This is a genomic window from Lachnobacterium bovis DSM 14045 (assembly GCF_900107245.1).
In the GTDB taxonomy this organism is placed as follows: Bacteria; Bacillota; Clostridia; order Lachnospirales; family Lachnospiraceae; genus Roseburia; species Roseburia bovis.
This window is the reverse complement of record NZ_FNPG01000012.1, coordinates 65,784-88,847: the sequence shown is the minus strand read 5'-3', so window position 1 is coordinate 88,847 and position 23,064 is coordinate 65,784. Positions and strand designations below refer to the sequence as shown.

At 31.7% G+C, this 23,064-nt stretch carries 18 protein-coding genes and 1 riboswitch; of the genes, 13 read left to right on the top strand and 5 right to left on the bottom strand.

Annotation, left to right across the window (positions count from 1 at the left end; translation table 11 throughout):
* The first annotated feature begins 14 nt into the window (after positions 1-14).
* Together BLV79_RS05970 and BLV79_RS05965 are read left to right on the top strand one after the other, a co-directional pair.
* The gene (locus BLV79_RS05970) at positions 15-539 is read left to right on the top strand and encodes a 2'-5' RNA ligase family protein (RefSeq protein ID WP_074717085.1); all 525 of its coding nucleotides are present in this window, start codon (positions 15-17) and stop codon (positions 537-539) included.
* Between the two features lie 27 nt (positions 540-566).
* Positions 567-1,046 carry a GNAT family N-acetyltransferase gene (locus BLV79_RS05965; protein ID WP_074717082.1) on the top strand — a complete coding sequence of 160 codons (480 nt, stop codon included), beginning with the start codon at positions 567-569 and terminating at the stop codon, positions 1,044-1,046.
* 33 nt (positions 1,047-1,079) lie between these two features.
* On the opposite strand, the gene BLV79_RS05960 is transcribed toward BLV79_RS05965, so the two are convergent.
* Positions 1,080-1,445, bottom strand: a complete 366-nt coding sequence (locus BLV79_RS05960; RefSeq protein ID WP_074717080.1) for an ArsR/SmtB family transcription factor — start codon at positions 1,443-1,445, stop codon at positions 1,080-1,082.
* Positions 1,446-1,620: 175 nt separating this feature from the next.
* Here BLV79_RS05960 and mnmA point away from each other — a divergent pair, with 175 nt between their 5' ends.
* Both mnmA and BLV79_RS05950 read left to right on the top strand, forming a co-directional pair.
* The gene (mnmA, locus tag BLV79_RS05955) at positions 1,621-2,682 is read left to right on the top strand and encodes a tRNA 2-thiouridine(34) synthase MnmA (RefSeq protein WP_074717077.1); all 1,062 of its coding nucleotides are present in this window, start codon (positions 1,621-1,623) and stop codon (positions 2,680-2,682) included.
* A 95-nt stretch (positions 2,683-2,777) separates the two neighbouring features.
* The gene (locus tag BLV79_RS05950) at positions 2,778-5,321 is read left to right on the top strand and encodes a hypothetical protein (protein WP_074717075.1); all 2,544 of its coding nucleotides are present in this window, start codon (positions 2,778-2,780) and stop codon (positions 5,319-5,321) included.
* Between the two features lie 193 nt (positions 5,322-5,514).
* On the opposite strand, the gene BLV79_RS05945 is transcribed toward BLV79_RS05950, so the two are convergent.
* From BLV79_RS05945 to murC, 4 genes are all read right to left on the bottom strand, one after another.
* A complete protein-coding gene (locus tag BLV79_RS05945) occupies positions 5,515-6,711 on the bottom strand; it encodes a ribose-phosphate pyrophosphokinase (RefSeq protein WP_074717073.1) in 1,197 nt (398 codons plus the stop codon).
* Between the two features lie 295 nt (positions 6,712-7,006).
* Positions 7,007-7,990 (bottom strand): ATP-binding protein, encoded by a 984-nt coding sequence (locus BLV79_RS05940; RefSeq protein ID WP_074717071.1) that lies wholly within the window; start codon positions 7,988-7,990, stop codon positions 7,007-7,009.
* Between the two features lie 29 nt (positions 7,991-8,019).
* Positions 8,020-9,243, bottom strand: coding sequence for a DnaD domain protein (locus tag BLV79_RS05935; protein ID WP_074717069.1), 1,224 nt, complete (start codon positions 9,241-9,243; stop codon positions 8,020-8,022).
* 284 nt (positions 9,244-9,527) lie between these two features.
* Positions 9,528-10,907 (bottom strand): UDP-N-acetylmuramate--L-alanine ligase, encoded by a 1,380-nt coding sequence (gene murC, locus BLV79_RS05930; protein WP_074717067.1) that lies wholly within the window; start codon positions 10,905-10,907, stop codon positions 9,528-9,530.
* A gap of 281 nt (positions 10,908-11,188) precedes the next feature.
* Between murC and BLV79_RS05925 the strand changes: the two genes are divergently transcribed.
* From BLV79_RS05925 to metK, 9 genes are all read left to right on the top strand, one after another.
* A complete protein-coding gene (locus BLV79_RS05925) occupies positions 11,189-12,463 on the top strand; it encodes a glucose-1-phosphate adenylyltransferase (RefSeq protein WP_278320465.1) in 1,275 nt (424 codons plus the stop codon).
* Positions 12,460-13,578 carry a glucose-1-phosphate adenylyltransferase subunit GlgD gene (gene glgD / locus BLV79_RS05920; RefSeq protein ID WP_074717066.1) on the top strand — a complete coding sequence of 373 codons (1,119 nt, stop codon included), beginning with the start codon at positions 12,460-12,462 and terminating at the stop codon, positions 13,576-13,578. Before BLV79_RS05925 ends, glgD begins: the two co-directional genes overlap by 4 nt.
* A 54-nt stretch (positions 13,579-13,632) precedes the next feature.
* On the top strand, positions 13,633-13,899 hold the full coding sequence (gene spoVG / locus BLV79_RS05915; protein WP_022749476.1) for a septation regulator SpoVG: 267 nt from the start codon (positions 13,633-13,635) through the stop codon (positions 13,897-13,899).
* A 149-nt stretch (positions 13,900-14,048) separates the two neighbouring features.
* The gene (gene pth, locus BLV79_RS05910; protein ID WP_074717064.1) at positions 14,049-14,624 is read left to right on the top strand and encodes an aminoacyl-tRNA hydrolase; all 576 of its coding nucleotides are present in this window, start codon (positions 14,049-14,051) and stop codon (positions 14,622-14,624) included.
* 3 nt (positions 14,625-14,627) lie between these two features.
* Positions 14,628-18,233, top strand: coding sequence for a transcription-repair coupling factor (gene mfd, locus BLV79_RS05905; protein ID WP_074717062.1), 3,606 nt, complete (start codon positions 14,628-14,630; stop codon positions 18,231-18,233).
* Between the two features lie 68 nt (positions 18,234-18,301).
* Complete coding sequence (locus tag BLV79_RS05900; RefSeq protein WP_074717060.1) at positions 18,302-19,318, top strand: peptidylprolyl isomerase; 1,017 nt, start codon at positions 18,302-18,304, stop codon at positions 19,316-19,318.
* A gap of 114 nt (positions 19,319-19,432) precedes the next feature.
* The gene (locus BLV79_RS05895) at positions 19,433-19,936 is read left to right on the top strand and encodes a shikimate kinase (protein ID WP_074717058.1); all 504 of its coding nucleotides are present in this window, start codon (positions 19,433-19,435) and stop codon (positions 19,934-19,936) included.
* A gap of 148 nt (positions 19,937-20,084) precedes the next feature.
* Positions 20,085-21,377 carry a UDP-N-acetylglucosamine 1-carboxyvinyltransferase gene (locus BLV79_RS05890; RefSeq protein ID WP_074717056.1) on the top strand — a complete coding sequence of 431 codons (1,293 nt, stop codon included), beginning with the start codon at positions 20,085-20,087 and terminating at the stop codon, positions 21,375-21,377.
* Between the two features lie 202 nt (positions 21,378-21,579).
* Positions 21,580-21,693, top strand: a riboswitch (SAM riboswitch).
* Positions 21,694-21,817: 124 nt separating this feature from the next.
* Complete coding sequence (metK, locus tag BLV79_RS05885; RefSeq protein WP_074717054.1) at positions 21,818-22,999, top strand: methionine adenosyltransferase; 1,182 nt, start codon at positions 21,818-21,820, stop codon at positions 22,997-22,999.
* Positions 23,000-23,064: the final 65 nt, after the last annotated feature.

Here is a 23,064-nt window from a genome sequence, read left to right as displayed (position 1 = left end):
AAGGAAGTAAATAAATGTATTTGGTAAGTGCCTACTTTGACCAGGATTCAGTGCAGAAATTGCAAAATCTGATAAATGCAGTGGCAGAGGAAACTGGGAATGATTATATGATAAGAAACAATGTTCCACCACATTTAACTATTTGCGCATTTGAACAAAAAAATACAAAAAAAGCTATTGAAATTTTTCAATCATTTGCGGGAGATTTACAAAGCAAAACAATATATATTCCGGCAATAGGTGCTTTTTGCCCAAATGTGATATATGCAGAAGTTGTTCAAAATCCATATCTGTACGATTTGAGTAAAAAAATTTATCAAAATATTAAGATGTTTCCGGATTCAAAATGCAGTAAGTATTATATGCCATTGCAGTGGATTCCACATGTTACAATAGGTAAGAAATTAACGCCTAATCAAATGAGTAGGGCATTTGAAAAATTATTGGAGTTGTTTCATCCTATTGAAGCAAAAATTGTAAAATTAGGTTTATCAAAACCAAATCCGTATATAGATTTAGCGGAAAAATATTTTATATAAAGTTTTTTGAAAGGGTTATTTAATTAAATGAATATTGAATTAGCAAAAAGTAATGACAAAGAAGAAATTTTACAGTTATATAAATCACAGTTGGGGAAAAAATATTGTCCATGGAATGAATATTATCCTGAAGCTCAAGAAATAGATTTTGATTTATCGAGAGATTCACTATTTGTTATGAGAGATGAAGGAAAAATAATTGCAGCAATATCCATAGATGATGATGAAAGTGTGACAAATTTGCCATATTGGACACCAAGACTTCAGCCGGGTGCGGAGCTTTCGCGTTTAGCAGTTGCAATAGATTATCAAAGCCAAGGTCTTGCAAAAAAAATGATTATTCATGGAATGAAGGAAATAAAAAAAAGAGGGTTTAAAAGTCTTCACTTTTTGGTAAATAAAACAAATTTAAAGGCGTTAAAATGTTATGATGCGTTTGGATTCGATAAAGTTGGAGAGTGTGAGCTTTATAATCAGCCTATGCTTTGTTATGAGAAAGAATTATAGTAGTAAAAAACGATCATATAAATAGATCGTTTTTTATTTTATACATTGTATTTCAGCCAAATCTTCGATGGTGTGATGAAGTTTCTGTACCAATGGAGTATTTGCAGCAGTATAGTACACTTCTTTTCCATTTCTGCGAGTAGTTAATAAACCAGCAGCTTTTAAAACACGTAAATGATGTGAAACTGCTGGAGATGTCATAGAAATCATAGTTGCAATATTTAAAACACATTCTTCTGTATGGCATAAAATCCAAAAAATTTTTAATCTAGTTGGATCACCTAAATGTTTCATTGCTTCAGCTACAGATGTTATAGTATCTTCGTTTGGAAGATGTGAAATTATTTCATTGTCTTTTTCATTTAAATTATGATTATGTGGTAAATCTATTTTGCTCATAGGTGCCTCCTTAATAATGCATTTTATAATTATATTATAGCAAAAAAAGCAAACTCAAAAAAGATAAATACAAAAGTCAATTCCTATTGACATGGTAGGAATAAAAGTGATAGAATTACATTCTGATTGTGGAAAAATATAACAATTAGAATTTTTTAAAAGAGAGTGTGAGAATATGGCAAAAGTAATAGTAGGATTGTCTGGTGGAGTAGATAGTGCTGTTGCAGCGTATTTGTTAAAATTAGCTGGACATGAGGTTATTGGAGTGACATTGAGAACATGGCTATCTGCAGATGGAAAAGAGAGCAGATGTTGCGAAATAGATGATGCCAGAAGGGTGGCATGGCAGTTAAATATTCCATATTATGTAATTAATTGCGTAAATGAATTTAAGGAAAATGTAGTTAATCCATTTATACAGGAAAATGTTGAAGGGTTAACTCCTAATCCTTGCGTATGGTGCAATAGAAAAATAAAGTGGGCTAAGATGATAGAGTCATTAGACGTTTTTGGCGCTGATTATATAGCCACGGGACATTATGCTACAATTGATAAATTAAAAAACGGTCGTTATACATTAAAACAAGCAGATTACATAGATAAAGATCAAACGTATATGTTGTACAAATTAACGCAAGAACAGTTAGCAAAAACGATAATGCCGCTAGGAAAAATGAGTAAAAAAGAAGTAAGAAAAATTGCAGAAAGCCTTAATTTAGAGGTCGCAAGTAAACCAGATTCACAAGAAATATGTTTTGTTACAGAAGGAAAATATGGCGAATATATAGAGAACAATTATGATGGAGAACTTCCAGAAGAAGGCTTTTTTGTTGATGAAAAAGGAAATAAACTTGGAAAACATAAAGGAATTATTCATTATACAATAGGTCAACGAAAAGGGTTAGGAATTTCATTGGGAAAAAGAACATATGTAAAAGAAATTAGAAAAGACACAAACGAAGTGGTTTTATCAGGGAATGATGCACTTTTTTCAAAACGTATAAAATGCAATAAATTAAATTTTATGAGTATTGAAGATTTAAGAGAGGGAGAAAAAATAGAAGCAAATGTTAAAGTCAGGTATCATCATAATTCACAAAAGGCTTTAATTCAAAGAACAGGAGCGGATGAAATAACTATTGATTTTGCAGAAAATGTTAGAGCGGTAGCTCCAGGTCAATCGGTTGTTTTTTATGACTCAAGTAGTTACATTATAGGTGGGGGGATAATAGTATAATTAATTTAGTTATGATAAATTTAAAAAGTGTGATATAATGTGATAAATATATTTTATAAAGAAATGTTATAGGAGAATAAAGAGAGGAGAAAGTGATGAAAAAAGTTGATAATGAGTCATCTATGAATGCTGATTTTAATAATCAACCGAATAGAAGTACGAATTATAATAATCAATCAATGTTAAATAACGGTTCAATATCAGGCAGACCAATGCATGGTAACCCAATGCCAAACAATGGTCCAATGCATGGTAACCCAATGCCAAACAATGGTCCAATGCATGGTAACCCAATGCCAAACAATGGTCCAATGCATGGTAATCCAATGCCAAACAATAGACCAATGCATGGCAATCCAATGCCAAACAATGGTCCAATGAATGGAAATCCTTTTAATAATCGCGCAATTCCTAATAATTATTTAAACGAAAATATGAATAATAATTCAGATGGAATTAAGAAGGAAAGAACTATTGAATCGTGGATTGGAACACGAGGAATGGTTATTTTAGCAAGCATTATGATAGTCGTTTCTATAGTGCTTTTTGGAAAAATCTTATTTGATGATTTTGAAAAAGTGATTGTGTATTCAGTTTTATATACAGTGTTTATAGGAATTTCATTATTTGGTTTTATAAAAAGTATAAAGAATACGAATGATTTTTGGTATAAGACAATAATGTGTTCAGGCATATGTGCAACATATTTTTTGGAAATATCAACATACAAATCGTTCAATTTAGATTTTCTAGTAATTACGGGTATGTTTGCGCTCTGGACACTAGGCGCCATGGCATTAATGTATAAAGACAGCATAATGTCGATTATAGTTACAACTAGTGGAACGTTCTTTACCATTAATTTTTTGATGATAGTGGGTAAGATGAATGAAAGAGCTGGTTTTGTTGTTATGATATATACAGCATTATATGTTGTACTAAGTATAGCAATTAACTTTAAAAACGAACTTAAATATTGCAGTATGATAATTTGTTCAATAGAATTATTCTATGCGTATTGTGCGGCAATAGTGTCAGTAGTGTCTTCTAAATCGCATTATACAATGGAATTTCGAATATGTGGTGTAGTACTATTTGGATTGTTATTTATTTATTCATTAGTATTTTCTTGGAAAAATGATAAAACAGTTGAAGTTATTATTTTTTCTGTACTAACAAAAATAATGTTTATTATAACATTGTATATTTATAGAAATGGTTTTGTTGGAGGAACAGGTTATATAATTGCTCTAGGTTCAATAGTTCTGTTAGAAGATATAATCAATTTGGCAAGAAACAGAATCGGTGAAAAAAAAGAACAAAACTTGGGTTTAGCCTACAAAGTATGTAAAATTGTTTCAGATATTATCATTTTCGCAATGATATGCTCAACCATAAAAGTAGGATATTTTAGTTGGTTTTGGCATAATGAGTATTTAAAAACATTTTCAATAGAATTTTATATTGTTTTAACGGTTTTAGCTATTTTTACAATTATTGCAAAAAAAGATTTTTATACAATAAGATTTGCAGCCGTAATGATTGTTTCTACATTTATTGGTTCATTTAACTTACTATTAGTTCGATTGTATAATATAAATAATTTTGCATTAGTGTTATGTATTTGTTTTTATGCATTCTTTTTGAATTACATTGTGATGATGTTTGATTTTTACAGAAAAAAAGAGCATACATTAGAAAATTATATTATACAGTATATTGCGTTTTTGACATTGGCAATCGTTAGTATGAATAACTTTAGACTGTGGTACTTAGGGGCTAAATCTTTTGAAAATAATGGAGATGTAGTGTTTCTTATTGAATTAACAGTAATAATTTTGATGCACAAAGTATTGAGCATTATAAAATTTTATGAAGTAAAGCAAAAGAGTAGCATTGTAGTATTTAATATTATTATGAGAATTGCTGATGGATTAATGTATCTTGTGTTGGTGAATACGTTTGTTAGCGAAAGGACTCAATTTAACAAATTGTTAGGAACAGTTTTAGCACTGTTTTTAATTGGAATTGATCTTATAGAAGTTTTAATTAAGAAAAAGGTTACATCTACTTTTATAATATCAAATGCAGTAAAAGTGTATGCTGTGCTTATAGGAGTATTAATTTCTTATAGCGCGAAGGGATATATTGTTTCTATAGCAATATTTGTAGTGTCAACTTTGTATGTGTTTATTGGATTCTTAGAAAAATTCAGATCAAAGATGTTAAGAAGAGCAGGTCTTGTTATGGCTTTGTTGTGTGTGCTTAAGATGATGCTGTACGATTTGGCTTCAGGGGCATTATTAGGATATGCAATTGGATTTTTAGTAAGTGGTTTGTTATGTGCGTTAATTAGCTTTATTTATTCATATTTTGAAAAGAAATACATAGATGTCTACGAAAATGATAAAGTTGAAGATGATCTTAAAGATAAAAATGCTGAAATGCAAAGAAATTATTATGATATGCTAAATTCTAGGATGGTACCAATGGGAGTAAATCCAGGAATGCAGGCACCAAATGGAATGCCAATGAATCCAAGAATGAATCCAGGAATGAATCAGGGAATAAACCCAGGAGTAAATTCAGGAATGCAAAATCCAAATGGAGTTAATCCAAATAATCCATTTTCTAGATAGTTATTAATCTTGATATATAAATATTGGAATGAGATTGAAATAGTAATTTAAAACTAAAAAATCAAAAATATAAAAGCGCAAATCTAAATAGTAAATATCAATAAGATATACTAAAGGATTTGCGCTTTTATTTTTGTTATAAAGAATCTTGTAAGAGAGTCTTTGTTTTACTCGTTTAATTTATGATAGAATATTATTCGAAAATTTTGTTATCTTCTTGCATTTTTTTATAGCGTTGTACGTAACGTTTGATACGCTCATATGGATTTAATAAATCGCTAATTGATGTATCGTGGTTAAGTGTATCAACGATGTATGCAATGTATTTACTCATATCACAGCTGATATAGTAAGAACGAGATAATAATTCTGGTGTCTGGTAGCAAAGGTTAGTTGTTACAACTTTGTAAATTAAACCTTCTTCTACAGCTCTATCAAATGATTCTAAACCGTTTGTGAAAAGACCAAATGTAGCAATAACGAAGATTCTTCTTGCTTTACGTTTCTTTAATTCTCTAGCAGTATCAATCATACTTTCACCAGAAGAAATCATATCATCGATAATCATTACGTCTTTTCCTTCTACAGAGTCACCAAGAAATTCATGTGCAACAATTGGATTTCTTCCATCAATAATTACACTGTAATCTCTTCTCTTATAGAACATACCCATATCAACACCTAAAACGTTAGCTAAGTAAATAGCACGTTTAGTAGCACCTTCATCAGGACTGATAATCATAAGGTGATCTTTATCAATTTGAATATCTGGTACATTTTTGAAAATGCCTTTAACAAATTGGTAAGTTGGCATAACTGATTCAAAGCCACCAAGAGGAATAGCGTTTTGTACACGTGGATCGTGAGCATCGAAAGTGATGATGTTATCAACACCTAATTGCTGAAGTTCTTGAAGTGCAAGAGCACAATCTAATGATTCACGTCCAGAACGTCTGTGTTGACGGCTTTCATATAGAAATGGAAGTATTACTGTAATTCTGCGGGCTTTTCCACCAGCAGCGGCAATAATACGTTTTAAATCCTGATAATGGTCATCTGGAGACATGTGGTTAGTCTGTCCGCATAAGCTATATGTAAGACTATAGTTAGTAACATCAACCATGATATATAAATCGTATCCACGTACAGATTGTTTGATTACGCATTTAGCTTCACCAGAACCAAATCTTGGAGTATATGGTTTGATAATATAGCTATCTTTGTAATAATTCTGGAAAGCACTTTCATTGTGATGTTTGTGTTCACGATTTTCTCTCCATTCTTTTAGATATAAATCAACTTTCTCAGCTAATTCACTACAACTTTCTGTTGGAACAAGTCCAAGGATACCTTGTGGCATTGTTTCTAATATTCTTTCATCGTTTGGCATTTAGGGGTTCCTCCATAAATAAATTGAGTTTATATATTATATATAATTAAGTATTATTGAAAAATAATACAATATTATTATCGTTATAAGTGTTAGGAATATAAAATTTAAGTAAGTCAAATCTAAAATCATATCCACAAATATTCACCAATACATAATTTATCACAAAATTGAAAGAAAACAAAGTGCAAAATTAAATAAAAAGGTAAAAATCTTAATTTTTAGATAATAATTAAATAAATGACGTAAAAATACCCATGACATTAGTCAAATTTAACATATACATAATTACAGATTATGTTATATTGCGTTTTTTCATACGTATATCTTCACCAAATAGCTTTAAAATTGAATAATTGTTGATTATTCGAGAAAAAGTTCGTTCAGAATATGTATCAATCAATTGGTTTGGTGAAAGGTTTGTTGAAATAATAGTTGATTTTTTTCGCAAAAGTCTTTCATTAACGCAAAGGAATAATTGTGAATTAGTAAAAGTATTGGTAAGCTCTGTACCTAAATCATCAATTATCAATAAATCACAGTCAAAAATACTTTTATTATTCGAAATTGCAGCGGAATCACGAGAAAAAACACCGCTTGACAAAGTTTCAAAAAGTTGATAAGCGGTAAAATATAAAACAGAGTGTCCTTTTCGAAGAAGACTTTCTGCAATGCAATTAGATAGAAATGTTTTACCGACACCAGTGTTACCATAAAATAAAACATTAGGGTGTATATTTTCAAATTCAGAAACAAATTCAAGTGAGCGTTGATATGCCATGCTTGCTAGAGCATAGGAACTCATGTTGCTTGAAGGGTCGATCTGTTTATCTGAATAAAAATCCATAGAAAAATCTGAAAAACTTTCATTTGCTATGGAATCTTTAATGTTTGATTGAGAATATACAAGGTCTATAACTTTTTGTTTGAAACAACGGCATTGCTTGCCGTTGATGTAGCCAGTATCTTTACAATCATTGCATTTATATTTAATCTCCAAATAGTCATCAGGATAAGAATTAAGTCGTAATAATTCATGGCGTTTTGAATTATACGTTTTAATCTGTTCTTTAAGTTCTTTTACAGAGTCCATATCGCCATTTAATCTTTTCCTGGCAGCAGAAATGGATGCAGAACTTACAGCATGATCAATTTCTTGTATTTCAGGAATTTTAGCATAAACTTCCTTTTGACGATTTTCAAATTCATGTTGGTTTTTAAGTTGTTGTGCGTTATAAGTTCGCATTATCGTATCGTATTGTGTGTTTGAAATTGACATAAGCCACCCCTTTAATACATTATATGATATTATTTTTTGGTATTATCGTCCGCTTTAAAGTTTGAATTAAGAAGGAACTGCTCTAGTTTGTTTGGATCATAACTTCTTTGGTTAAAATTATTAAAACGGTTGTTTAGCTTAGAAGAAGCATTCTTTTGAGATTGAGCGTTGTTTTTAGTGTTATCAAGAGCCTTCGTATTGTATTTTTTACTTCGTTCATAAGCTATATCTAGTTGTTTTATATCATCTAAAGAATGTACTTTTTTCTTAAACCAACTGCTTAGAATTTGATCGGTATATTCAAAACTAGGTTGGTGAATAGATGAAATTGTACGTCGACATGCTTCTTCTATAACTTGCATTGAAAAAGCATAGTTTTTGGTCCATTTTTTTACAAAATCAAGTTCAGCAGGAATAAGGTTACGACCAGATATACCAAGTGCATTCATTATTCCGTAGTATGTTTTGCTATATTTTTTGGAATTTTCCTTGGCCTGTTCAACAGTTGTAATGTTGTTTGAGTGCCAAGCTATAGCAACTTTGTCCATATATCTAAGACTTGTGTGATCCTTAGAGATACAGTATTCAACAAGATATGTAACCAATTCCGGCGTAAAATGGAGTTGGTCTATCCAGTATAAAATAGTATCAACTTCTGTTTGAGTTAAAATTTTATTAAAATATGTTCCTATAACGAAGAATAATTCAGAAATATCAGGATCATTCACGAAATTAGCTCTTTCATTTGCAGAGTAATCTTTTTTGGCAGGAACATCGGATTGAGAATTTTTTGAATCTGAAAAATTAATTGTTTTGTTTTCTTTTTCAGAGTTTGAAAAATCATTTATTATATTGTTGGCATTGGCGTTTGTCTGATTACTTTCCTCAGAGTTAGACAGTGTTGAATGCGTATCAGCCTTAATAGAATCTGACGCACTAGCTTTTTTCCCCTTAGGTGAAGTAACAGGTAGTAAACGAATACCAGTTATTTCATTTTTCGAATAGTCTAATTTAATAAGGTTAACTTTTTCCCAATACTTTAATGCACGAATTACATCTGTTTCAGTAGTCTCAAAGTAATCAGCAATGATAGCGATAGAGCATGCTGGTTCAGCCATACTGATACATTTTAGTATATATAAATAAATTTTTACATATTCACCATTAGCTTCTGGCATATAATGGTCGATAAAGTAATTTGAAACGCAAGTGAAAGAGTTTGCGTTGTTGTTATGTAATTGAATAAGTGACATAAATATTACCTTCCTAATTTTTCTGTTCGAATTATAGCATACAAAAGTTAAAAAATAAAGATAGCATAACTTGGGGAAAAATATTTATAAAGCTAATTAAAATTCGTGAAAAAAATGTGGATAACGTGGATAACTTTGTGGAAGAATAATTAAAATACGCGAATACCTTGATATATAAGGAGGTTTTTGTGTGTCTTTTTTTGATGTTATCCACAGAGTTATAAAAAAAAATCCACACAGGAATGTGAAAAATATAAACATTCCAATGTGGATAACGTGGATAACTAGTTATTTAAGAGATGTTCTCCGATTTCTACTACATTTCCGGCACCCATAGTTATCAACAAATCGCCCTCAGTGCAATTTTCGTGTAAGAATTTCTCAATTTCTTCAAAAGAAGGGAAATAATAACATGTTGTTCCATGAGATTTAACCTTTTCTAAAACGTCTTTTGAAGAGATTCCAATAGTATTTTTTTCTCTTGCGGCATAAATATCAGCAAGTACAACGACATCAGCAAGTGATAATACATCACCAAAATCATCTAAAAATGCTTTTGTACGAGAGTATGTATGAGGTTGGAATACAAGAACAAGTCTTTTATGTGGATAATTGTGTGCAGCAGTTAAAGTTGCACGAATTTCTGTTGGATGGTGTGCATAATCATCGATGATAGTTACACCATTTTTCTCACCTTTATAATCAAAACGTCTTCCGGCACCACCGAATTTTAACAATCCTTTAATAACAGCTGTTCTATCTAATTTTAAGATATCACATAAAGCGATAGCTGCCATGGCATTAGAGACATTATGTGTACCGGGAACGTTTAAAGTTACGTCAAATAATTTTTCATCACCGTGCATAGCTGTAAAAGAAGCACATGCTTTGTGATTGAATGTGATATTAGTTGCGTGATATTCACATGTATCGTTTAAGCCATATGAAACAACCTTTTGAGGCATATCAGCAATGATTTCCTTATAATTAGGGATTTCACCGTTGATAATAGTTGCGCCGTCTTCAAGAGTATTTCCGGCAAATTTACGGAATGAATTTCTGATATCATCTAAATCTTTAAAGAAATCAAGATGCTCAGCTTCAACATTTAAAATAATGCTGTATTTTGGGAAAAAGTTTAAAAAACTGTTAGTATATTCGCAAGCTTCAGCGATAAATACATCAGATTTACCTAAGCGTAAGTTGCTTCCAATTGCAGGGAAAACGCCACCAACTGAGATGGTTGGATCAGCTTGAGCCTCTAATAAAATTTGACTAATCATAGAAGTTGTTGTAGTTTTTCCGTGTGTTCCTGCAACAGCAATAGATTTAGCATAATGAGACATAATTTGTCCAAGCAATTGAGCACGAGTAAGCATTGGAATATTAGCTTCTTTTGTGGCTACAAATTCTGGATTTTTCTCATTTATTGCAGCAGTATAGACAACTAAGTCAATATCATTTGAAATGTTGTCAGCAGATTGTGAATAAAAGATTTTAATCCCTTTGTTAGCTAAAGAACGTGTGTAATCTGACTCCTTCATATCTGAACCAGTTACTGTAAAGTGTTGATCAAACAAAATTTCAGCAAGTGCGCTCATGCTAACTCCACCAATTCCAATGAAATGAACATGTATTGGTGTTTTAAAATTTATTTCATACATAATCAATTACCTTCCTAACTATATAATAAAAATAGAATCACTTCTATATTATAATCACTATGAAATAAAATGCAAATAATATTGTAATAAATAATATATTTTTTTAGAATGAAAAAAACAAAAAAAACGGGAAATAAGGCTAGAAGAGCGATATAATAAAAAAAATAAATAAATTGTGTAAAAAAGTGCGAAAACTGTTGTTTTATAAAAACAAGTTATGTTATAATATTTGGGAGAGTAATAAATATAGCAGTAGTACTGACAGACGAGGAGTGAAAGACGTGATTAAGAAGGAAATGATAGCAATGCTTCTAGCTGGGGGACAGGGAAGCAGACTAGGAGTACTTACAGCAGATGTCGCTAAACCAGCGGTGGCATTTGGAGGAAAATATCGTATAATCGATTTTCCATTGAGTAACTGTATTAATTCGGGGATTGATACAGTAGGTGTTTTAACACAGTACCAACCACTAAGATTAAATTCCCATATTGGAATTGGTATTCCATGGGATTTGGATCGCAACAACGGAGGGGTAAGCGTCTTACCACCATATGAAAGAAGCGATAACAGCGAGTGGTATTCAGGTACAGCAAATGCAATTTTTCAGAATATGAAGTATATGGAAAGTTATAATCCAGATTATGTTTTGATTTTGTCAGGCGATCATATTTATAAGATGGATTATGAGGTTATGCTTGATTTCCATAAGGAAAACAATGCAGATGTGACAATAGCCACAATGCCAGTTCCAATTGAGGAGGCAAGCAGATTCGGAATCGTAATCGCAGATGAAAACAAGAAGATTAAAGAATTCGAAGAAAAACCAGAACATCCAAGAAGTAACTTGGCGTCAATGGGTATTTACATTTTCTCATGGCCAGTTTTAAGAGATGCTTTATATACAATGAAAGATCAAAGCAATTGTGATTTTGGTAAACATATTATTCCATATTGTTTTGAACATGGAAAGAATTTGTTTGCATATGAGTACAACGGATATTGGAAAGACGTTGGAACTCTAGGTTCATATTGGGAAGCTAATATGGAACTTATAGATTTAATTCCAGAGTTTAATTTATACGAGGAGTACTGGAAAATCTATACAAATAGTGATAATATTGAGCCACAGTATATTTCACCTGAAGCACATGTCGAAAGAAGTATTATCGGCGAGGGGTCAGAAATTTATGGTGAAGTGGTGAACTCAGTTATAGGTGCCGGGGTATACATTGGAAAGGGAACTGTAGTTAGAGATTCTATTATCATGAAAGATACCAAAATAGGCGATAATGTCACTGTAGAGAAATCTATTATAGCTGAAGCCTGTGACATAGGAAGTAATTCCGTGCTAGGATTTGGAGATGAAGTACCAAGTAAATACAATGCGAAAATTTACGCATTTGGATTGGTAACAATAGGTGAATCATCAGTAGTTCCAGAGGGAGTAAGAATTGGAAAGAATACTGCAATTGTAGGTAAAACTACAATGGATGATTACCAAGATGGAGTTTTAGCAGGCGGAGAAGCAATTATTAAGGCAGGTGACAGTAAATGAAGACAATAGGTATTATTTTGGCAGGTGGTAATAATAAAAGAATGAGAGAGCTTACAGTAAACAGAGCAACTTCTGCGATGCCTGTAGGCGGCAACTATAGAAGTATTGATTTCGTATTAAGTAATATGAGCAATTCTCACATACAAACAGTTGCAGTTCTAACTCAGTATAATGCACGTTCATTAAATGAACACTTAAGCTCATCAAAATGGTGGGATTTCGGTAGAAAACAAGGCGGAATGTACTTGTTCACACCTACTATCACAACAGAAAATAGTGATTGGTACAGAGGAACAGCAGATGCAATGTATCAAAATATCGATTTTTTGAAGAAAAGACACGAACCTTATGTTATAATAGCTAATGGAGATTGTGTTTATAAGATGGACTACAATAAATTGTTAGACTATCATATTGAAAAAAAGGCAGATATTACAGTTGTTTGTAAGGATATGCCAAGTGATTATGATGTCAGAAGATTTGGCGTTGTTAAAATGAATGAGGAATCAAGAATTGTTGATTTCGAAGAAAAACCACTTGTAGCGCAGTCAAATACAGTATCTACTGGAATTTACGTAGTAAGAAGAAGACAGTTAATCGAGATGCTTGAAAGAGCTCAAGAAGAGAATCGATATGATTTTGTAACCGATATTTTAATCCGTTACAAAAATGTGAAAAAGATTTATGGTTATAAGTTTACGGATTACTGGAGTAATATTGCATCGGTAGATGATTACTATAGAACAAATATGGACTTTTTAAAGAGAGATGTACGTCAGTATTTCTTTAGAGATGAGCCTAAAATTTATTCAAAGGTTGACGATTTACCTCCAGCTAAGTATAATACAGGTTCAGAGGTTAGTAACAGCCTTATTGCTAGTGGTTGTATCGTTAACAGTAAAGTTGAAAATTCAATTTTATTTAAAAAAGTTTTCATCGGAAAGAATTGTGTTATAAAGAATTCTATCATTTTAAACGATGCATATATTGGAGACAATACTCACGTAGAGAATTGTATTGTTGAAAGCAGAGGAACGCTTAAGGCCAATACATACTATTGTGGGGAAAATGAAATCAAAATTGTTTCTGAACAAAATGAGCGTTATATGCTCTGATTAACAATGACAATAGATCCATAATAATGGACAAATGACGAGGAGGCAAAAGCCATGGAAATTACAGATATTCGTATCCGTAAGGTCGAAAAAGAAGGAAAAATGAAAGCGGTTGTATCAATAACAATCGAAGATGAGTTTGTAGTTCATGACATTAAAGTAATCGAAGGAGAGAAAGGGTTATTTATAGCTATGCCTAGTCGCAAAGCTGCGGATGGTGAATACAGAGATATTGCACATCCAATCAATTCTCGCACAAGAGAAGGATTACAGAATATGATACTTACAAAATATCAAGAGTTAATTGAAGCAAACGAATAGTATTAAGTAATAGGCTAGAGGGTGTCATACAGTGGTATGGCATCCTTTTTGCATATAAAAAACAAACACATTTTGACAAATAAATAGTATTTTGCTATTCTAAAAACAAATGAGTTGAATATTTTGATTAAGAAAATGAGGAAATAAATATGTTTTTAATAGTAGGTTTAGGAAATCCAGGAAAAAAATATGAAAAAACAAGACATAATATTGGTTTTGATGCTATAGATTATATAGCAGAAAAATATCATATTAGTGTTACTGATAATAAACATAAAGCAATTTGTGGAAAAGGTGTTATAAATGGACAAAAAGTTATTTTGGCAAAACCACAGACATTTATGAATTTGAGTGGAGAAAGTGTTAGAGAAATTATTAATTTTTACAAAATAGATCCAGAAGATGAAATGGTTGTATTATTTGATGATATAAGTTTAGCACCAGGAAATATTAGAATTAGAAAAAAGGGAAGTGCTGGCGGACATAACGGTATAAAAGATATTATTGCACAAACTGGTACAAGTGCTTTTAAACGTGTAAAAATCGGAGTTGGTGAGAAACCTGCAGGATGGGATTTGGCAGATCATGTATTAGGACACTTTAATAATGCTGATAGGAAATTAGTCGAGGAAGCATTAGAAGATGTGTGTGAAGCTACAAGTTTAATTGTGATGGATGAGATTGATAAAGCGATGAACGATTTTAATCAAAAAAAACAGAGGTAAAACGTGAAAACATTTATAGAAGGAATAAAACAATTTGACGCAAATAAAGAAATTTCAGATATTTATAAAAACAAATCTGGAATAATAACGATTACAGGATGTTTAGATGCGAGTAAACCACATTTGGCATATGTGCTTGATAAAGAAAAAAGGCATAAATTAATAGTTTTAAGTGAAGAGCAAAAAGCAAAAGAATTTTATGAAAACTATAAATTTTTTGATGATGATGCTGTGTATTATCCAGCAAAAGATGTCCTCTTTTACCAATCAGATATTAGAGGAAATCAGCTTGCAGCAGAAAGAATAAATGCATTAAAACAAATTCGTAATTGTGAAAAATGCACATTAATTACGACATATGATGCGTTAATGAATACTGTGGCATCTAGAAAAATGATGCTTGATACGGTTATGATTTTGCGCCCAGAAGATGAAATTTTACTAGACGATTTTGTAAAAAAATTAATTCAATTAGGATATGAAAAAAACTATCAGGTTGAAATCAGGGGGCAGTTTGCACTTAGAGGTGGAATACTTGACATATATCCTTTGACAGAGATGAATCCTATAAGAATTGAGATGTGGGGAGATGAAATCGACACAATTCGTTCATTTGATTTACAATCTCAGCGCTCAATAGAGAATCTAGATAAAGTAGAAATTTTTCCCGCAACTGAGATTGTTTTAGATAAAGAAGAATTAGATAATGGAATTAAACTGATTCAAAAAGATGCTGCAAAACAAGTTGAGAAACTTAGAAAACAAATGAGAACAGAAGAAGCGTTTCGGTTGAAATCTCATATAGACGAAATTATCGAGGAATGGGATAATCAAATCAATTTAAATGCTATTGAAGCGTATTTATCATATTTTTGTAATGATAAAATTTCATTATTAGATTATTTTGACAAAGATGATACGGTAATCATTTTTGATGAACTTCACAGGTGCATAGAAAGAGGCAAACAATCAGAACAAGAATTCAGTCAAAGCATGGAAAATCGATTGACTAAAGGTTATATTTTACCAAGACAAATCGAGGAGTTGTTCAGTTATAAAGAATTAAATGCAAAATTAAACAAATATAAGCTTATTAGTCTTGCAATGCTAGATAATAAAACATATGGATTTGATTTTTTAGATGAATATAACATAAAGTGCAAAAGTATAAGCTCTTATAACAAAAGTTTTGAACTGTTGATGAAAGAGTTAATTAAATTTAAAGAAAAAAAATATAAAATTGTTTTATTGTCACCATCAAGGACAAGAGCTAAACGTTTGGCAAATGACTTGCAGGATAATGGTATAAATTGTTTCTATTCAGAAGATAAGGATAAAATACTTAAAAATGGTGAATTAATGGTCACAAATGGCTCGATTCATAATGGCTTTGAATATACAGATTTTAAATTTGTTGTTATAACGGAAACAGATATTTTCGGTAAAAAAGGTAAAAGAAAAAAGAAAAAACGCGTATATGAAGGCGAAAATATACAAAGTTTTTCGGATCTGCACATAGGAGATTATGTTGTACATGAGAATCATGGATTGGGAATTTACCGTGGAATCGAAAAAATCGAGGTAGATCAAAAAGTAAAAGATTATATCAAAATTGAGTATGCTGGAAATGGGAATTTGTATATTTTAGCTACACAATTAGAGATGATTCAAAAATATGCAGGGAAAGATTCAAGAAAACCTAAATTAAATAAATTAGGTGGACAGGAATGGAATAAGACCAAATCAAGAGTAAAAAAATCTGTAAAAGTAATAGCAGAAGATTTAGTAAAATTGTATGCAAAAAGAAGCAAAGAAGCTGGATTTGCCTACGGAGAAGATACAATTTGGCAAAAAGAATTTGAGGAATTATTTCCATATGAGGAGACTACCGATCAAGAGCTTGCAATTGAGGCAACAAAGAAAGATATGGAAAGCACCAAAATAATGGATAGGCTAATTTGCGGTGATGTTGGATATGGAAAAACAGAAATAGCAATAAGAGCGGCATTTAAAGCTGTGCAAGAAGGAAAACAGGTTGCATATCTTGTGCCTACTACGATTTTAGCTCAACAACATTATAACAATTTTGTGCAAAGAATGAGAGAATTTCCTATAAATATTGCATCTTTAAGTCGTTTTAGATCAAAGAAGGAGCAAGATAAAACGATAGAAGGATTACAATCAGGATTAGTTGATATAGTAATCGGAACACATAGAATCCTTTCAAAAGATGTGAAGTTTAAAGATTTAGGATTACTTATAATAGATGAGGAACAACGTTTTGGAGTTGCGCATAAAGAAAAAATTAAACAGATGAAAGAAAATGTTGATGTTTTAACATTGACTGCAACTCCAATTCCAAGAACTCTACACATGAGTCTGATAGGAATACGAGATATGAGTGTTTTAGAGGAACCACCCGTAGATAGAATTCCAATTCAGACATATGTTACAGAATATGATGAAGAAATGGTAAGAGAAGCTATTAATAGAGAGCTTGCACGAGGTGGACAGGTTTACTATGTTTACAATCAGGTAAAAGATATAGATGAAGTTGCGGATAGATTGCAACAACTCTTGCCAGATGCAAATATTGCTTTTGCCCATGGAAAAATGAGAGTTACAGAACTAGAAAATATAATGTATGATTTTATAAACGGTGATATAGACGTTCTGGTTTCAACAACTATTATAGAAACGGGGTTGGATATTGCTAACGTTAATACAATGATTATAGAATCAGCAGAAAACTTAGGACTTTCTCAATTATATCAGCTTAGAGGTCGAGTAGGTCGAAGTAATAGAACATCATATGCATTTTTAATGTACAAAAAAAATAAAATGCTTAAAGAGGTTGCAGAAAAAAGGCTAGCAGCGATGAAAGAGTATTCTGATTTGGGCAGCGGATTTAAAATTGCGATGAGAGATCTTGAAATAAGAGGTGCTGGTAATCTTTTGGGTGAGCAGCAGAGTGGTCACATGGAAGCAATTGGTTATGATTTATATTGTAAATTGTTGAATGAGGCTGTAAAAGAGGCGAAGGGAGAAAAAGTAGAAGAAAGCTTCGAAACATCTGTTGATATCGAAGAAAATGCTTTTATTCCAGATACATATATAGTCAATGAATTTCAAAAACTTGAAATCTATAAGCGAATTGCAAGTATACTTTCAGAAGAAGAGGCTGATGAAATATTAGAAGAGCTGATTGATAGATTTGGTGAACCACCAGTTGTTGTACAGAACTTATTGAAAATAGCTAGATTAAAAATCCTAGCACATAAGCTTTATATAGTAGAAATTATTCAACGAAATAATGAAATAAAGCTAAAGATGTATGAAAAGGCAAAAATAAATCCGGCAAACATACCTCGAATTATTGAATTATATAAAAATAAAATGCGCTTCATTTCAGAACCTAAATGCGTTTATTTTGAGTATATTACACCAAAAGAAAAAAATAGTACTCCATTAAGAAGAAGACCTAATGCCTTATCAAGGGGTGTGCCTAGAAATGTTTCAAAAAATATTGAGAAAAAATCAACTCAAAGTACTATAGAAGTATTAGAAAAATTACTAAACGATATGGTAAAAATATTGCTTGATTCATAGAAAAGCACTATAATTAATACATGTATGACATAAAAATCCTAAATAGGATAAGTTGACTAGGAGGAAAAATGAAAACAAAAAAAGTATATTCACTTTTAATGGCAGGGGTTATTGGATTAGCAGCATTAACTGGATGCGGGTTAAATAAAGATGAGGTTGTTGCTACATATAAAGATGGAGAAGTTAAATTAGGAGATTTTAATTTTGCGGCAAGATATAATCAATTAACAAAAGGAAGTCTTTATAAACAACAATCATCAGGCGACGTTTGGAATATGGATATATCAGGAAACGGCACAACATTGGCAGATCGAGAGATTGAACAAACCTTAGATGAATACCATGAAATGATTACTTTAAAAAATCATCAAAGAGAAAAAGGTGTTGAACTTACAAAGGATGAAAAGTCTAAAATTGCTGAATCTTCTAAAAAGTTCGTAAAGGATAACAAGCAAGAGGTCCTAGATGAAATGACAGCATCTGAAAGTATTGTAAACGACTATTTAAGTCTTTGTACGATAAAACAAAAAATGTATAAAGAGATTGTAAAAGATGTAGATACACGAGTATCTGATGAAGAAGCTAATATGAGCGCATTCTCACTTATCAGAGTTGATACGCTCAGAAAATATGATCAGCAAACAGGGCAACAATCTGTTTATACAGAAGATGAGAGAAATAAAATAATTGCTACAGCTCAACAGATGTCAGATGAGATTTCAAAAGGCGCAGATATGAAAGCTACAGCAGAAAAATATGGTTATACAGTTTCAGACGGAACATATTCAAAAGATGACAAAAATCTAGATGATGCTGTAAAAAAACAATTAAATACAATGAAAGAAGGCGAAATATCTAAACTTATTTCGACACAAGACGCATCATATATCGTAAGATTAGACAAAAAAACAGATGAAAAAGCTACAGCTGATAACAAAAAACAGATTGTAGAGAAAAGAAAGCAAGACGAATATGAAAAAGTCTTAAAAGCATGGCAAAAGAAGGATGGTTGGAAAGTTAAAAAATCAGTTGTAAAGAAAGTATCATATAAAAATGATCTTTCTAAGAAGCAGAAAGAAAAATAAACAAAAAAAGAATAAATTTTTGTTGCATTGTAAATTAATAAGTTGTAAAATAATTAAGATATTATAAATTTTAAGCATCTAGGCTATGGTCTAGATGCTTTTTTAGGAGATATTATGAAAAAAGGAAATAATATAGTTTTAATAGGAATGCCTGGTGTCGGAAAAAGTACTATAGGTGTTATATTAGCTAAAGTAAAGGGATATAATTTCGTTGATCCGGATTTGTTAATTCAGGAAAAAGAAGGAAGACTTTTGCAAGAAATAATTGCATCAGAAGGTATAGATGGTTTCATTAAGATAGAAGAGGAAGTTAACGCATCGATTGATTGCCAAAAGACAGTAATTGCTACAGGAGGTAGTGTTGTATATGGTGAAAAAGCGATGGAACATTTAAGAGAAATTGGAACAGTTGTATATCTTAAATTATCCCTTGATGTTTTAAAAAACAGACTTGGTGACTTAGAAGTAAGAGGTGTAGTTTTAAAAGAAGGTCAGACATTAACAGATTTATATAATGAAAGAGTGCCATTGTATGAGAAATATGCTGATGTCACAATTGATGAAGAAGGACAATGTGTTGAACAGACAGTTAAAAGTCTACTTGAAATTTTAAAATAAAAATAAATAATTGCTAAAAAAATTATAAAAAAATTATAAATATTAGCAATTTTTCAAGTTGACAAAAAATGAGTTTACAAACTATAATAAGTTGTTAGGAAATAGAATATAAACTCAAGCTGATGAGTATTAAATACTGAGGTGTGAGATGGAACAATACGTGATAAAGGGCGGCCATACTTTACATGGCGAAGTAGAAATAGGTGGGGCGAAGAATGCTGCACTTGCTATTTTAGCAGCAGCCACAATGACAGATGAAACAGTAGTAATTGAAAATTTACCTAATGTTAGAGATATTAATGTATTATTACAGGCGATTGAAGAATTAGGTGCCAAAGTGGAAAGAAAAGGTCCACATAAAGTATCAATTAATAGCTCTTCAATTAGAAGCTATTGTGTTGATAATGAATTTATTAGAAAAATTAGAGCATCATATTACTTAATTGGAGCATTACTTGGTAAGTATAAACATGCAGAAGTTGCACTTCCAGGAGGCTGTGATATTGGAAGTCGTCCAATTGATTTACATATTAAAGGCTTCAAAGCAATGGGAGTTGGTGTTGAGATTGCACATGGACTTGTTATAGCACAGACTGAGAAGTTAAACGGTACACATATTTATTTAGATAAGGTTTCAGTTGGTGCAACTATCAACATTATGATGGCAGCTTCAATGGCTGAAGGTAAGACAGTTATTGAAAATGCAGCTAAAGAGCCACATGTTGTAGATGTTGCTAACTTCTTAAATAGCATGGGTGCTAATATTCGTGGTGCTGGTACAGATGTTATTCGTATAGTTGGTGTACCTAAGTTACATGCAACTGAATATGCTGTGATTCCTGATCAGATTGAAGCAGGTACATTTATGTGTGCAGCAGCAGCAACAGGTGGAGATATTGTTGTAAAGAATGTTATTCCTAAACATTTAGAAGCTACAAGCGCTAAGTTAATTGAAGCAGGATGTATTATTGAAGAATTTGATGAAGCAGTAAGAGTTATCGCTCCAGAGAAATTAAAACATACTCAAGTTACAACATTACCTTATCCAGGTTTTCCAACAGATATGCAACCACAGATGGCTGTAGTACTTGGTATGGCATCAGGAATTAGTACAGTTACAGAGAGCATTTTTGAAAATCGTTTCAAATATGTTGATGAACTTACAAGAATGGGTGCAGATATTAAGGTTGAAGGTAATGTCGCAATCATTAATGGTATTGATAGATATACAGGAGCAAGAGTTAATGCTCCAGATTTAAGAGCCGGTGCAGCACTTGTTATTGCAGGTTTAGCAGGCGAAGGAATCACAGTTGTTGATGATATTCATTTTGTAGAACGTGGATATGAAGCTTTAGAAGAAAAACTTCGTGGCTTAGGAGCAGTTGTTGATAAGGTTTCTTCAGAAAAAGACTTACAGAAATTTATTTTGAAAGTTTCATAATTGTAATAAAGTACATTTATGATAATATATTGAAGATTTTTTATAATTGAATACATGATATAAGATTTATAAAAAAGGTGCAATTAATGATTGTGCCTTTTTTCGATATATCATCTAAAGATAGAAGTACTGAATGTCGATTATATTATTGACAGGATAAAGATAAAGTGATATAATCACACAGTAAAAAAATATTATACTTCTCTTATTCAGAGTGATGGAGATACAAAGGATCTGTGAAGTCACGGCAACCCCGTTATGATAGCAATATCTACAGGAAGGTGCCAACCTGAGCGAATAATTCGAACAATAAGAGGATTGGTTATTAGGGTAATTAGTCCACTTGTTGTGCAAGTGGTTTTTTTTATGTGCATTTTAGCTAAGGAAGTATAGAGATTTATTAAATATATGTATTATTTTTTATTAAGAAAGGACAAAAGATGGAAAAATTATTATTTACATCAGAATCAGTTACAGAAGGTCATCCAGATAAAGTTTGTGATGCAATTTCAGATGCAATTTTAGATGAATGCATGAGACAAGATCCTATGAGTCGTGTTGCTTGTGAGGCAACAAGTTGTACAGGATTTGTTTTAGTTACAGGAGAAATTTCTACAAAAGCACACTTAGACGTACCTGCAATAGTTAGAGAAACTGTTAATGAAATCGGATATAATGATGCTAAGACAGGATTTGATGGAAATACATGTGCAGTAATGGTTGCATTAGATCAACAGTCTCCAGATATTGCAATGGGTGTTGATAAATCATTAGAAGCAAGAGAAGGAACACATAAAGATGATCTTGACACAGGTGCGGGAGATCAAGGTATGATGTTTGGATATGCTACAAATGAAACACCAGAGTTAATGCCTTATCCAATTTCATTAGCACATAAATTATCACGTAGACTTACAGAAGTTAGAAAGAATGGTACATTAAAATACTTAAGACCAGATGGTAAAACTCAAGTCTCAGTAGAATATGATGAAGACGGTAAGCCAAAGAGACTTGAAACAGTTGTATTATCTACACAGCATGACGAGGAAGTTACACAAGAACAGATCCATGCAGATATTAAGAAATATGTATTTGATGAAGTTCTACCAAAAGAATTAATTGATGATAAAACAAAATTCTATATTAATCCAACAGGACGTTTCGTAATTGGTGGACCACATGGAGATGCAGGTCTTACTGGACGTAAGATAATCGTTGATACATACGGCGGAATGGCACGTCATGGTGGCGGAGCTTTTTCAGGAAAAGATTGTACTAAAGTAGATAGATCAGCTGCTTATGCAGCACGTTATGTTGCTAAGAATATTGTAGCAGCAGGTCTTGCAGATAAATGTGAAATTCAATTATCATATGCTATTGGTGTTGCAGAACCAACATCTATAAATATCGATACATTTGGAACAGGTAAATTATCAAGTGAAAAATTAGTTGAAATTGTAAGAGAACTTTTTGATTTACGTCCAGCTGGAATTATCAAAATGTTAGATTTACGTAGACCAATTTATAAGGGTACTGCAGCATATGGACATTTTGGTAGAACTGATTTAGATTTACCATGGGAAGCAACAGATAAAGTTGACGAATTAAAAAAATATTTATAAAAAATAGATAATAGTAACTAAAGACAGCCGTGGAATTTCCACGGTTGTTTTGCGTATAAGGAGAT

Excerpts from the sequence above, each read along its gene's own strand:
- metK (WP_074717054.1), top strand. The coding sequence starts at position 21,818 with ATGGAAAAATTATTATTTACATCAGAATCAGTTACAGAAGGTCATCCA.
- mnmA (WP_074717077.1), top strand. The coding sequence starts at position 1,621 with ATGGCAAAAGTAATAGTAGGATTGTCTGGTGGAGTAGATAGTGCTGTT.
- BLV79_RS05890 (WP_074717056.1), top strand. The coding sequence starts at position 20,085 with ATGGAACAATACGTGATAAAGGGCGGCCATACTTTACATGGCGAAGTA.
- BLV79_RS05900 (WP_074717060.1), top strand. The coding sequence starts at position 18,302 with ATGAAAACAAAAAAAGTATATTCACTTTTAATGGCAGGGGTTATTGGA.
- BLV79_RS05970 (WP_074717085.1), top strand. The coding sequence starts at position 15 with ATGTATTTGGTAAGTGCCTACTTTGACCAGGATTCAGTGCAGAAATTG.
- glgD (WP_074717066.1), top strand. The coding sequence starts at position 12,460 with ATGAAGACAATAGGTATTATTTTGGCAGGTGGTAATAATAAAAGAATG.
- pth (WP_074717064.1), top strand. The coding sequence starts at position 14,049 with ATGTTTTTAATAGTAGGTTTAGGAAATCCAGGAAAAAAATATGAAAAA.
- BLV79_RS05895 (WP_074717058.1), top strand. The coding sequence starts at position 19,433 with ATGAAAAAAGGAAATAATATAGTTTTAATAGGAATGCCTGGTGTCGGA.
- BLV79_RS05965 (WP_074717082.1), top strand. The coding sequence starts at position 567 with ATGAATATTGAATTAGCAAAAAGTAATGACAAAGAAGAAATTTTACAG.
- BLV79_RS05950 (WP_074717075.1), top strand. The coding sequence starts at position 2,778 with ATGAAAAAAGTTGATAATGAGTCATCTATGAATGCTGATTTTAATAAT.
- BLV79_RS05960 (WP_074717080.1), bottom strand. The coding sequence starts at position 1,445 with ATGAGCAAAATAGATTTACCACATAATCATAATTTAAATGAAAAAGAC.
- BLV79_RS05940 (WP_074717071.1), bottom strand. The coding sequence starts at position 7,990 with ATGTCAATTTCAAACACACAATACGATACGATAATGCGAACTTATAAC.
- murC (WP_074717067.1), bottom strand. The coding sequence starts at position 10,907 with ATGTATGAAATAAATTTTAAAACACCAATACATGTTCATTTCATTGGA.
- BLV79_RS05935 (WP_074717069.1), bottom strand. The coding sequence starts at position 9,243 with ATGTCACTTATTCAATTACATAACAACAACGCAAACTCTTTCACTTGC.
- spoVG (WP_022749476.1), top strand. The coding sequence starts at position 13,633 with ATGGAAATTACAGATATTCGTATCCGTAAGGTCGAAAAAGAAGGAAAA.
- BLV79_RS05945 (WP_074717073.1), bottom strand. The coding sequence starts at position 6,711 with ATGCCAAACGATGAAAGAATATTAGAAACAATGCCACAAGGTATCCTT.